Annotated in this window: 8 protein-coding genes and 1 pseudogene; 4 read left to right on the top strand and 5 right to left on the bottom strand. The window is 75.6% G+C overall.

From position 1 onward, the window contains the following. From ACFVGO_RS15070 to ACFVGO_RS15060, 3 genes and pseudogenes are all read right to left on the bottom strand, one after another. Positions 1-439, bottom strand: a pseudogene (locus ACFVGO_RS15070) (hypothetical protein); the annotation flags it as partial. A 6-nt stretch (positions 440-445) separates the two neighbouring features. Next, positions 446-4,324: a glycosyltransferase family 2 protein gene (locus ACFVGO_RS15065; protein WP_359910084.1), complete on the bottom strand. Its 3,879-nt coding sequence runs from the start codon at positions 4,322-4,324 to the stop codon at positions 446-448. A 224-nt stretch (positions 4,325-4,548) separates the two neighbouring features. After that, positions 4,549-4,821, bottom strand: a complete 273-nt coding sequence (locus tag ACFVGO_RS15060; protein ID WP_030062195.1) for a WhiB family transcriptional regulator — start codon at positions 4,819-4,821, stop codon at positions 4,549-4,551. A 621-nt stretch (positions 4,822-5,442) separates the two neighbouring features. Between ACFVGO_RS15060 and ACFVGO_RS15055 the strand changes: the two genes are divergently transcribed. Genes ACFVGO_RS15055 through ACFVGO_RS15045 form a run of 3 tightly spaced genes read left to right on the top strand, consistent with a single transcriptional unit; the run spans position 5,443 to position 8,426 of the window. Continuing rightward, entirely contained in the window at positions 5,443-6,084 is a 642-nt protein-coding gene (locus tag ACFVGO_RS15055) for a cysteine dioxygenase family protein (RefSeq protein ID WP_359910087.1), read from the top strand. 42 nt (positions 6,085-6,126) lie between these two features. Next, positions 6,127-7,137, top strand: a complete 1,011-nt coding sequence (cofD, locus tag ACFVGO_RS15050) for a 2-phospho-L-lactate transferase (RefSeq protein WP_380632102.1) — start codon at positions 6,127-6,129, stop codon at positions 7,135-7,137. Then, positions 7,134-8,426 carry a coenzyme F420-0:L-glutamate ligase gene (locus ACFVGO_RS15045; protein WP_359910093.1) on the top strand — a complete coding sequence of 431 codons (1,293 nt, stop codon included), beginning with the start codon at positions 7,134-7,136 and terminating at the stop codon, positions 8,424-8,426. Before cofD ends, ACFVGO_RS15045 begins: the two co-directional genes overlap by 4 nt. Before the next feature lie 33 nt (positions 8,427-8,459). Here ACFVGO_RS15045 and ACFVGO_RS15040 read toward each other — a convergent pair whose 3' ends face one another. Both ACFVGO_RS15040 and ACFVGO_RS15035 read right to left on the bottom strand, forming a co-directional pair. Continuing rightward, on the bottom strand, positions 8,460-9,473 hold the full coding sequence (locus ACFVGO_RS15040; RefSeq protein ID WP_380355358.1) for a DNA-3-methyladenine glycosylase family protein: 1,014 nt from the start codon (positions 9,471-9,473) through the stop codon (positions 8,460-8,462). A gap of 61 nt (positions 9,474-9,534) precedes the next feature. Continuing rightward, positions 9,535-10,947, bottom strand: coding sequence for an N-acetylmuramoyl-L-alanine amidase (locus ACFVGO_RS15035; RefSeq protein WP_380632100.1), 1,413 nt, complete (start codon positions 10,945-10,947; stop codon positions 9,535-9,537). A 104-nt stretch (positions 10,948-11,051) separates the two neighbouring features. On the opposite strand from ACFVGO_RS15035, the gene ACFVGO_RS15030 reads away from it, so the two are divergent. After that, positions 11,052-11,843, top strand: coding sequence for a TIGR03089 family protein (locus ACFVGO_RS15030; RefSeq protein WP_359910100.1), 792 nt, complete (start codon positions 11,052-11,054; stop codon positions 11,841-11,843). The last annotated feature ends 248 nt before the right edge of the window (positions 11,844-12,091 follow it).

Below are 12,091 nucleotides of genomic sequence, written 5' to 3'. Positions count from 1 at the left end.
GCTGGGCGGCGGGCACGGCCGGCGCGGCCGCGTCGGAGAGCCAGCCGGCCCCGCCAGTGGCGGAGCCCGTCCCGGGCGGGGTGTAGGCGGTGAGCGTGGTCGAGCCGGTCAGGCTCTGGATCGGCTGCGGGCAGACCACCGAGGTCCGCTCGACCTGCTCGGTGGTGGGGGCGGCCCCGGTGGCCGCCTTGGCCGGGGCGGCCGGCGGGCGCACCTCGGCGATCCCGAACACCGCCGCGAGCACCACGGCCGCGGCGAGCAGGGACGGGGTGGTCCTGGCCCCGCCGCCGGCACCTGCGGCCCCCCCGGCGAACGGGCTGCGGCTGCGGCCGGGCCGGGCGGCCGGGGCCGCCCCGGTAGGCTCCGCCGCGAAGGCGGGCCCGGCCGGCCCGGCGGCCTCGCCGGCGCCGGACTTCTTCCTGAATGCGGGCTTCTTCATCGCGGGTCAGCTCCCCGATCCGTGCTGGTGCGGGTACCGGCCGGGGCCGTTGGGGTCGTTCGGGTCGTAGTAGGGCTCGCCCTGCTGCTGGCCAGGCAGCCAGGGCTGCTGCTCCGGCTGCTGCTGGTGGCCGTCGTACCCGTGGGCGTCGTAGCCGTACGGCTGCTGCTGTTCGGGCTGGTACGGCTGCTCGTAGCCCTGCGGCCGGGTGCCGTCGTACCCGTGGTTCTCGTAGCCGTGGGCGTCGTAGCCCTGGCCGCCGTACGGCGCGGCGACCGGCTGCTGGGCCGCGTACTGGTCGTAGCTGTACGGGTCGGCCTGCTGGTACGCCTGGTACGGGTCGGTGTACTGCTCGGCGTCCTGGATGGCGGCGGCCGCCTGGACGGCTCCGGTCACCGGCTCGCCGGCGGGCTGGGCCGGGATCGCGCCCGGCCGGTCGTACACCCCGGACTCGTCGGCACCGCCCTCGGCGCCGTCCGCGCCCTCGCCGCCCTCGCCGCGCTCGGCCATCCGGCGGGCCCGGCGGCTGCCGGGGGCGGGGGCCTGCGCCTGGGCGGCGGCGGCCAGCGCGGCGGCCGCGACGGCCTCCTCGGGCAGGTCGTCGTCCTTGTGGCTGCGGCGACCGGGCAGGGCCAGCACCAGGATGGTGAGGCCGAGCAGCACCTGGGCCCAGATCCAGCCGGTGTGGGCGGCGCCGCCCTCCCGGGTGACGGTCAGCTTCCCGCCGGCGGCCGGGAGCTTGAAGCCCTGCGCCCAGCCGTCGACCGTGGTGGGCTCCAGCGCGGTGCCGTCCACGGTGGCCTTCCACTCCGTGGCGGCGGACTCGGCGAGCCGCAGCACCCGGCCGTCCGGACCGGCCGGGACGGTGGCGGACAGGTCGCGGGCCCCGGACGGGACGACCACCGGGTTGGCACCGGGGGCGGTGATCACCGCGCGGACCGCGGGGGTGCCGTTGACCTGCCAGAGCGCGGCGGCACCGTCCTGGTTGGCCTTGACCAGGCCGGGGGTGGTGTCCAGGACGTCCTTGAAGACGTCGATCACCGGCTGCTGGACCAGCACGTAGGCGATGCCGTAGCCGGCCAGCGCGCTCGCCTGGTCGGCACCGGAGCCGGCCAGCAGGCTGCCGACCATCTTGTTCAGGCCGTCCTGGGTGCCGGTCGCCGGGTCGACGGTGGACTCGGCCTGGCCGAGCGTCAGCCCGGCGCCGCGCAGCACGGTGTAGCGGACCGCGCCGCCGCTCTTCTCCCCGGTGACGACCAGGGTGCGGGCCCGGTCGGTGGTGCCGGCCTCCTCGGCGATGAACGCGGGGACCTGGTCGGCCTGGCCTCGGTGCAGCGGGCCGCCGGCGCCGGTCAGCGCCCACCACAGGCCGGTGCCCAGCGGCGCCAGCACGGCCGTGGCCACCACCAGGGCGGCCACCGGCTGGCGCCAGCCGAAGGCGATCCCGGCCACGCGGGCGTTGGCGCCGTCGGCGCCGATCGCGGCGGCGGCCAGCAGGGCGATGCCGGCGATCAGGGTGGCCGGGCCGGCCCAGGCGGGCACCGCCGGGCCGCCGGAGGCCGGGGTGACGGAGGTGCCCGCCACCGCGACCGAGAAGACCAGGCCGGCACCGGCCGCACCCCAGGCGACGAGCACCGCGCGGCGGCGGTCGGCGCGCAGCAGCGCGGCCAGCGCGGCGAGCACGACACCCGCCGAGAGCCAGATCGGCGGCACCCCGGCGCCGCCCGGGTTGACCAGCAGCAGGCCGGCCGCGCTCGCGCCGCTGCCGTGCAGGCCGGGCAGCCCGGCCTCCAGCAGCAGCCGCTGCGGGTGCGACAGCACCGCGAGCGACCACGGCGCCAGCACCACGACGGGCACCGCCAGGATCACCAGGACGCGCAGGCCGAGCAGGCGCAGCGCCGCGCCGCCGGAGCCGAAGGCGCCGCCGCGCAGCACCGCGGCGACCAGCATCGCCAGGCAGAGCGGTACCGCGAGCGCCCAGGTCAGCGGGACGAAGGCGGTGGCCAGGGTGAGCAGCAGGACGGCCATCCAGACCGGGCGCCAGCCCGGGCGGGCGCCCTTGGCGGCGCTCTCGTCCCGGATGCCGAGGCCGGCCGCGATGGCGGCGGCGCGGGCCAGCGGCGGCAGCAGCACGGCGAGCACGGCGGTGCCGATCCGGCCCTGGGCGAGCGCGCCGGTCGCGGCGGGCAGCAGCGCGTAGGTGGCGCTGGCCCAGGCGCGGACCACCTTGGAGTCCAGCAGCGGCCGGGACACCAGGTAGGCGCTGACCGCGGCCAGCGGGACGGCGAGCACCACGATCAGGGTGAGCGCGAGGTCGGCGTGGTCGAAGAGCAGCCAGGAGAGCACGGCCAGCACGCCGAGGTACGGCGGCGCGGCGGCGGTGGAGCCGGTGCCGACCGGGTGCCAGGCGTCCGCGTACATCGACCAGAGGCCGCCGGCCCCGTCGGCCGCGGGCAGCAGGGCGCCGCCGAACAGCTCGCCGCTGCCGAACAGGCCGCGGCAGGCGATCAGGGCGAACACCAGCACGGCCGCGAACAGCACCGGCGCCGGGCGCCGGGCGAGCTTCTTGAGCAGCGCGAACTGCTCGACGACCAGGTCCTCGGCGTCCTCGTCGCCGCCGGCCTCGGCCGAGCCGTGCCGGCCGCTGTCGTCGCCGCCCCCTATCCCGAGCGAGCCGACGACGCCCTCGACCGCCAGCCGGGTGGTGGCGCCGGGGGCCGGGAAGAGCGTGCGGTCGTCCAGGGCGTCCGCCGCCCGGGACCGGGCACGGCGCTTGCGCGCGGCCAACAGCCGCGGGAAGCGGACGAGTTCGTGGCCGAGGCCGGCGAGTTCGTCGAAGGCCTGGCGCGGGTCCTTGCCGAGCAGGTTGGTGACGGCCCGCAGCAGGGTGCCGAGCACCAGCCGCAGCAGGACGTAGGGGAAGAGCGCGCCCTTGCAGTTGGTGAGCAGGGTGTAGACCGCGCCGGCCTTGTCCACCCGGTGCGGGTGGGAGGGGCCGCAGTCGATCGCGCGGCGCTCGCGGGAGGACGCCTCGGCGTGCCGCAGCACGGCGTCGGGGGCGACCACCACGCGGTGGCCGGCGGCGTTGACCCGCCAGCAGAAGTCGGTGTCGTCCCGCATCAGCGGGAGGGCCCTGTCGAAGCCGCCGAGCTCCTCGAAGACGTCCCGGCGCACCAGCATGCCCGCGCTGGAGACGGCGAGCACCGGGCGGACCTGGTCGTGCTGGCCCTGGTCCTGCTCGCGGCGGTCCAGGCCGGTCCAGCGGCGGCCGGAGTGGGCGATGGTGACGCCGACCTCCAGCAGCTGGCGGCGGTCGTACCAGCTGCGCAGCTTGGGGCCGACCACGGCGGCGCTGGGGGTGGAGTCGGCGACCTGGAGCAGCCGGCGCAGCGCGTCGGTCTGCGGTTCGCAGTCGTCGTGCAGCAGCCAGAGCCATTCGACCGGCCGGGTCTCGCGGGGGCCGCCGCGGCCGAGGTCGTCCTCCTGGGCGAGCGGGTCGCCGAAGTCGTCCCAGCCGCCGGTGACCGGGTCGTAGCCGGAGGGATCGAGCCGGTACGGCAGGTCTTCCGGACGCAGGGGCGCGCTGCTCGACACGGCCTCGGCGACGGCGGTGCCGAAGCCGGCCCGGCGGCCGAGGACCAGCGGGCCGCTGTCCGGCAGCCAGTCGGCGAGGGTGTCGGCGAGCAGTTGCGGAGAGTTGTCGGTGGATCCGGTGTCGACGGCGAGGATCCGCTGGACCTGGCGGTCCTGACCGAGCAGGCCGGCCATGGCCTGCGGCAGCCAGCGGGCGCCGTCGTGCGAGACGATCACGGCGGTGACCAGGTGGCGCGGGTAGGCGGGCGGCCGGGAAGCGGTGGAGCCGCTCTGGTGGCTGTAGACGGTCATCGCGTGCGCGGGCCCCAGTTCTCGGTGGACACAGCCGGTGAACGGCAACCGGATGGCGCACCACACTAACGGCTCCGGGTGGCCGCTTCGTCCGGGGTGTGCGTGCGGAGACCGTGAAGGGGGCCCCGGGAACACGAAAGCGCCCCACCACCGCGGTGAGGCGCCCGTACGGCTGTGCGGCTGTCCGTCGCTGTCGAAGGGTCAGCGAGGGTCGGGGCCGCCCGTCAGACCGCGCTCTTCTTGAGCCGGCGGCGCTCGCGCTCGGAGAGGCCGCCCCAGATGCCGAAGCGCTCGTCATTGGCGAGCGCGTACTCCAGGCACTCGGAGCGGACCTCGCAGGCGAGGCAGACCTTCTTGGCCTCGCGGGTCGAGCCGCCCTTCTCGGGGAAGAAGGACTCGGGGTCGGTCTGGGCGCACAACGCGCGCTCCTGCCAGCCGAGTTCCTCCTCGTCCTCCGCGATGCCGTCCCCGATCAACAGCTCAAAGAGCTCGCTCATGTGGCGCGCCTCCTCTGCCCCTACTTGGCGTCCCCGTGGTTGCCGTTGCCTCGTGCGGCCGACGACACGAGTGAAATTACAGTTGCGTCACTCTGGCCCAGTCAAGCCGAGCTCTGGTATTGGGGCCGGGATTCACTCCCTGGCACCAAGCCGTTACGAATAGTGTACATATAAGGACACATCGGACCTTCTGCCTCAAGGTCCTGAACAGTGCCGAACCATCCGCAACCATTCGGCAGGTGACGCCCGGTCACCGCCACAGGCCGGTCATCGGGCTGCCTTCCCGGCGATCTTCCCATCGAAACATAGAGAGTGATGAATCACCCCATCAGGGAAAGATCCGGACCTAACCCACTCGAATGCCGCATCCTTTGGTTTGACACCGCCCCCGCGGATGCGGTGTCCTTGCTTCTATGTCAGAGTTCGCCAGCCCCCGGAGCGGTTCCACCCTCCGCCGTGCCGTGAACTCTTGTTGTCGCCTCTGTTCCTGCTGTATCTAGGCGCCCGCGTCCCACCGCGCGCCGCCCCCAGGAAGCACAGAGGCCGCCCGCGATTCCCGTCCCAGGACATCCGGATCCGGCCGATCCCACGAACCGGCCGACTCCTCCGAGGACGACTCCCGTGCGCATGATCCGCATCCGCAAGCGGAACCGCGACCGCAACAAGCTCGCCCACCGCGGCCCCGCCACCGCCCCCGCCGGCACCCCCGCCGGCCCCCGGACCCGCCAGTGGGCCGACGGCCTCAGCGACGTCTCCATCGCCGGCGACCCGCTCGCCTTCCCGCACCTGGCCCGCACCGACCTGCCGGCCCACCCCACCACCGTCGCCGGGTACGCCCGGCTGGTGCGCGAGATCGCCGCCGACCGCACCCGCTGGGAGCCGCTCGTCCGCTACGACGCGCTGACCCGCTGGTACGCCCGGCTGGAGACCGGCCCCGGCTACGAGGTCTGGCTGCTCAGCTGGCTGCCCGGCCAGTCCAGCGGCTTCCACGACCACGGCGAGTCCTCCGGCGTGATGAGCGTCGTCAAGGGCGAGCTGATCGAGCGCTCCCTCACACACGCGGGCGAGGGCGCCCGCGCCCTGCGGCCCGGCGGCCAGCGTGTGTTCTCCTCCGGCTACCTGCACGAGGTCGTCAACGGCGCGCTCGAACCCGCCGTCTCCATCCACCTCTACACCCCGGGCCTGACCGAGATGAACCAGTACGGCGCCGCCGCCGTCCCCGAGCAGCACCCCGAGCAGCAGGCACAGGCCGGGTCGCACTGATCACGGGCTGACGGAGGGTCCGACCGTGGCAGGATGAGTCCCATGCGCATCGTGGCACTGGCAGGCGGAATCGGCGGGGCGCGCTTCCTGCGCGGACTCCGCGCGGCGGTCGGACCGCAGGACGAGATCACCGTCATCGGCAACACCGGCGACGACATCCACCTCTACGGCCTCAAGGTCTGCCCCGACCTGGACACCGTGATGTACACCCTCGGCGGCGGCATCCACGAGGAACAGGGCTGGGGCCGGACCGACGAGACCTGGTCCATCAAGGCCGAGATGAAGGCGTACGGCGTCGGCCCCGAGTGGTTCGGGCTCGGCGACCGGGACTTCGCCACCCACCTCGTGCGCAGCCAGATGCTCACCGCCGGGTACAGCCTCACCCAGGTCACCGAGGCGCTGTGCGTGCGCTGGAAGCCGGGCGTGCGACTGCTGCCGATGAGCGACGACCGGGTCGAGACCCACGTGCGGATCACCGACGAGCAGGGCACCCGGGCGATCCACTTCCAGGAGTACTGGGTCAAGCTGCACGCCGCGGTGGACGCCGAGGCGGTCGTCGCGGTCGGCGCGGACACCGCCAAGCCCGCGCCCGGCGTGCTGGAGGCGATCGCCGGGGCGGACGTCATCCTCTTCCCGCCGTCCAACCCGGTGGTCTCGATCGGCACCATCCTCGCCGTCCCCGGCATCCGGGAGGCGGTCGCCGCCGCACCCGCGCCGGTCGTCGGGCTCTCCCCGATCATCGGCGGGGCGCCGGTGCGCGGCATGGCCGACAAGGTGCTCGCCGCCGTCGGCGTCGAGGCCACCGCGGAGGCGGTCGCGCTGAACTACGGCAGCAGGGCGGCGCTGCGAAGCGGCCCGGGCGAGAGCGGCGACGGGCGAGGGGCGGGCCTTCTCGACGGGTGGCTGGTCGACAGCGCCGACGAGGCCTCGGTGGCCGCCGTCGAGGCCGCCGGGATCGCCTGCCGGGCCGTCCCGCTGCTGATGACCGACATCGAGGCCACCGCCGAGATGGCGCGCACCGCGCTGGCGCTGGCGGAGCAGGTGCGGAAGTGACGCTGGAGGTCCTCGGAGTCGACGGCATCCCCGAGATCGAGGCGGGGGCGGACCTGGGCGAGCTCATCGCCAAGGCGGGGACGTACCAGGACGGCGACATCCTGCTGGTCACCTCGAAGATCGTCAGCAAGGCCGAGGACCGGCTGCTGCACGCCACCGACCGCGAGGACGCGATCGACGCCGAGACCGTCCGGCTGGTCGCCCGGCGCGGACCGATCCGGATCGTGGAGAACCGCAACGGCTTCGTCATGGCCGCCGCCGGGGTCGACGCCTCCAACACCGCCCCCGGCACCGTCCTGCTGCTGCCCGAGGACCCGGACGCCTCCGCGCGGGCGCTGCGGGCCCGGCTCCAGCAGCTCACCGGCCGCCGGCTCGCCGTCGTCGTCACCGACACCTTCGGACGGCCGTGGCGCAACGGGCTGACCGACGTCGCGATCGGCGCCGCGGGCCTCTCCGTCCTGGAGGACCACCGGGGCCGCACCGACAGCCACGGCAACCAGCTGGAGATGACCGTCACCGCGACCGCCGACGAACTCGCCGCCGCCGCCGACCTGGTGAAGGGCAAGGCCTCCGGCATCCCGGTGGCGGTCGTGCGCGGGCTCGAGCACCTCGTCACCGCCGAGGACGGCGAGGGCGTCCGGCCGCTGGTCCGGCCCTCCGTCGACGACATGTTCCGGCTCGGCACCTCCGAGGCGCTGCGGCAGGCCGTCACCCTGCGGCGCACCGTCCGCTCCTTCACCGCGGAACCGGTCGACCCGGCCGCCGTCCGCCGCGCCGTCGCCGCCGCCGTCACCGCGCCCGCCCCGCACCACACCACGCCGTGGCGGTTCGTGCTGCTGGAATCGGCGGACACCCGGGTGCGGCTGCTCGACGCGATGCTCGCCGCCTGGCAGCGCGACCTGCGCGAACTCGACGGCTGGGACGAGGCGAGGATCGCCCGGCGCACCGCCCGCGGCAACGTCCTGCGCGACGCCCCCTACCTGGTGGTGCCCTGCCTGGTGACGGACGGCTCGCACGACTACCCCGACCCGCGCCGGGCCACCGCCGAACGGGAGATGTTCACCGTCGCCGTCGGCGCCGCCGTGCAGAACCTGCTGGTCGCGCTCACCGGCGAGGGCTACGGCTCCGCCTGGGTCTCGTCCACCATGTTCTGCCGCGACACCGTGCGCGAGGCGCTGGACCTCCCGGACGACTGGGACCCGATGGGCGCCGTCGCCGTCGGCCGCCCCGCCGAGCCGCCGAAGGCCCGCCCGGAACGCGGCGCCGACGCCTTCATCGCGGTGCGGTAGCGGCCGCGCGCCCGGACGGCCGGGCCGCCGCACTCAGCGGCGGCGGTGGTCGTTGGGGGTCAGGCGCGGGCCGTAGCGGGGGGCGTGGACGCCGGTGGCCAGCAGGAGGCGGCAGACGCGGTGGCGCTGGGGACGGTAGGGCTCCAGCAGCGCCAGCATCTGGGCGTCGTCGCTGCGGGGGCGGCCGGCCAGGGCCCAGCCGACCAGATCGGGCAGGTGGAAGTCCCCGACCGAGACCGCGTCCGGATCGCCGTTGCTGCGCTGCAGGGTCTCGGCGGCCGTCCAGACCCCGATGCCCGGGACGGCGGTGAGGCGGGCGAAGGCCTCTTCGTGGCCCATCGCCGAGGCCTCCTCCAGCCGCGGCGCCAGCCGGACCGCGCGCATGATCGTCGCCGAGCGCTTCGGGTCCACGCCCGCCCGGTGCCACTCCCAGCTCGGCACCAGCGCCCACTCGCGGGCCGACGGTGCCACCCGCATGCCCTCGGCCGGGCCCGGCGCCGGGGTGCCGAAGTCCCGCAGCAGGGTGCGCCAGGCGCGGTAGGCCTCGTCGGTGGTGACCTTCTGCTCCAGGATCGCCGGAACCAGCGACTCCAGCACCAGACCGGTCCTGGCCAGCCGGACCCCGGCGGTACGGCGCTGGGCGTCCCGCAACGGGCCGGGCGGCAGGACCAGCGCCTCCGGGGCGTCGTCGGCACCCAGCAGGGTGGGGAGGCGGTCGAGGAGCCAGTCCGCGCCCGGGCCCCAGGCGCTCGCCTCGACCTCGCCGGCGGCCGGACGCGGCAGCACCCGCAGGGTGCCGATGCCGGCCGGGGTGCGGGAGGCGCGCCAGACGGCGCCGTCACCGGTGCTGCGGTACGCCGGATCCGCGGGGCCCCGGCGCAGCGGGAGCAGGGTGCGGGCCACGTCCAGCGGGAAGCCCGGGCGCCAGCGCCGTACCGCTTCCACCGCTCTCGCCTCCCGCGTCGCCTCCGGACATGAACGATACGCGCGGGGTCGGACAGACCCGCGGGGCGGCGAGCGGGGCGACGGGGGTCCGCCGGACGACATCGCCTCCCCGGCCCTTTCCCGTGCCCGGTCGGGACACGGGAAGGGGCGGGGTGGGGAGGGGTCAGCGGGTCTGGAGGAGGGCGGCCGCGGTGCGCAGGGCGGGGAGCAGGGCGTAGAGGGCGTTGCCCGGGCACTCGGTGGCGACGGCGTCGCGGTGTCCGGAGACGGCGTCGAACTCGACGACGCTGCCCCTGGGGAAGCGGCTGGCGCCCGAGGAGGAGGTGAGCTTGGTACGGCCGTCGGCGGGTTGGGCTTCGAGGCCGAGCTTCCAGGCGGCGAGCGCGGCGAGGCCGTCGACGAGCGGCTGGGGCGGCCGGCCGTCGACGTAGGTGCCGAGCGCGGCGACGCCGGAGGAGTCGGCGTTGAAGCCGAGCGTGTGGGCGCCCTGGACGGACCGCTCGACGCCGCCCGCCCGGCCCTCGTAGACGGTGCCGCAGCGGTCGACCAGGAAGTTGTAGCCGATGTCCCGCCAGCCGTTGGTCTTCACGTGGTACTGGTAGATCGCCCGGATCACCCGGGGAGCGTCGGCGCAGGCGTAGTCCGTGGCGGTGTCGGTGTGGTGGACGAAGACCTCGCGGACCGGGCCGGTGTACACGAAGTCCCGCTCGCGCAGTGACTCGTCGGCCCCCCAGCCGGCCCGGGTGACGATCGTCGGGCGCGGAGCCTGGCCCTTGGGCCCCGGCTCGGTGGACGGCCCCGGCTCGGTGGAGGGCCCCGTCGGCGGGTTCGCGGGCGGGTCCGTCGGCGACCCGGTCGGCGGATCTGTCGGCGGATTCACGGGAGGCCCGGTTGTCGGGTCCGGCGGAGAGGCCGTCGGCGGGTTGGCGGGCGGGTCCGTCGGCGGGTTCACGGGCGGGTCTGTCGGCGAGGCCGTCGGCGGGTTCACGGGCGGGTCCGTCGGCGACCCGGTCGGCGGGTCCGTCGGCGGATTCACAGGCGGGTCCGTCGGCGAGGCCGTCGGCGGGTCCGTCGACGGCCCGGTCGGCGGCTCCGCGGGCAGGGTCCGTAGGCCCGCCGGGGCGGCCCCGTTCCCCGGGTCGACCAGGTCGAGCCGCAGCCCGGCCGGGACTCCGGCGGGCCCGGGCCGGACCTCGACCGCGACGCCGTCGCTGCGGCCGGTCCAGAGCGGGGCGGTGGCGCCGTGCGCCGGGTGGTCGGGGCCGTCCTCGGGACCGGCCTCCAGGCGGTGCCAGGCACTCCAGCGGCCGGTGGCCGCGTCCCGGGTGCGGACCCGGACCACCGCCCCGGCGAGGGCGTCCGCCGGGCCGTCCCAGCCCAGGCCGAGGAGTTCGAACGGTCGGGTGCCGCGCGCGGCGAGGCCGGTCCCGGCGGGCAGCGGGAGGGTGGTGGTCGAGCCGCCGCCGGCGAACTCGCGGCGCTGCGGCGTCGGCGAGGGGGTCGCGGCGGCGGCGGGTTGGAGCAGGAGGGCGGCGGTGCATCCGGCGAGCAGGGCGGCCGGGAGTGAGAGGCGCATAAACCGGATCGTCGCCGCAAACCGGACCGCCCGCCACGTCGCTCCGCGCCCGTTCGGCCGCCCCTCCCGGCCTCCCACCCGAAGGCCGTAGGCTGGGGCGCACCATGACTGCGCCTTTCGCTGCCGATGCCCGCACCCCCGTCGAGCTGCTGCACGCATTCCTGCGCGGCGGCACCCCTTCGGTCGATCCCGCGGCCCCGCTGGTCACCTTCTACGACGACGCCACCGGCGAACGGGTGGAGCTCTCCGCCCGCACCTTCGACAACTGGGTCGCCAAGACCGCCAACCTCCTCCAGGACGAGCTGAACGCCGGCCCCGGTGACCGGGCGGCGCTGCTGCTGCCCGCCCACTGGCAGAGCGCCGTCTGGCTGCTGGCCTGCTGGTCGGTCGGGGTGGCGGCGGTCCCGGGCGGCGACCCGGCCGCCGCCGACCTGGTGGTCAGCGGCCCGGACGGGCTGGAGGCCGCCCAGGCCTGCGAGGGCGAGCGGGTCGCGCTCGCCCTGCGCCCGCTCGGGGGCCGCTTCCCGCAGCGTCCGGAAGGGTTCCTGGACTACGCCGCCGAGGTGCCCGGCCAGGGCGACCGCTTCGCGCCGTACTCCCCCGTCGCCCCGGACGGGCAGGCGCTGGAGACCGCGGTGGACGGGCTGCCGCTGAAGCTGACGGGCGAGCAGACCGTGGCGCTGGCCCGGGAGGGCGCGGCGCGGCTCGGCCTGAAGCCCGGTGACCGCGTCCTGTCCACCCTCGCGTACGACGACTGGGCCGGTCTGGAGGCCGGTCTGCTGGCGCCGCTGGCGGCCGGTGCCTCGGTGGTGCTGTGCCGCAATTCGCAGGCGCTGGACGCCGGGCAGTGGGAGAAGCGGACGGAGTCCGAACGGGTGACACTGCGCCTCGGCTAACCCCCGGCGCGGGCCCGGCGGGTAGGGATCGCTGCCATGGCCGAGGACGACACCGCGCACCCCCCGACCGGCACTCCCCCGGCGAACGGCCCCGCAGAGGACGGCCCGCCGACCGACACCCCTCCCGACGGGACCGGACGCCCGCGACGGCGGTGGGGGTTGTTTGTTGTCCCCCCCCGCGTCCTTTCTTTTTTTTTTTTTTCTTCCCTGTTGTTTTTTTTTTTTTTCCTCCCTCCCCCTTCCTGGCT

The sequence above is a fragment of the Kitasatospora sp. NPDC057738 genome (genome assembly GCF_042798815.1).
In the GTDB taxonomy this organism is placed as follows: domain Bacteria; phylum Actinomycetota; class Actinomycetes; order Streptomycetales; family Streptomycetaceae; genus Kitasatospora; species Kitasatospora lactacystinica.
This window is presented reverse-complemented; position numbering and strand designations above follow the sequence as displayed.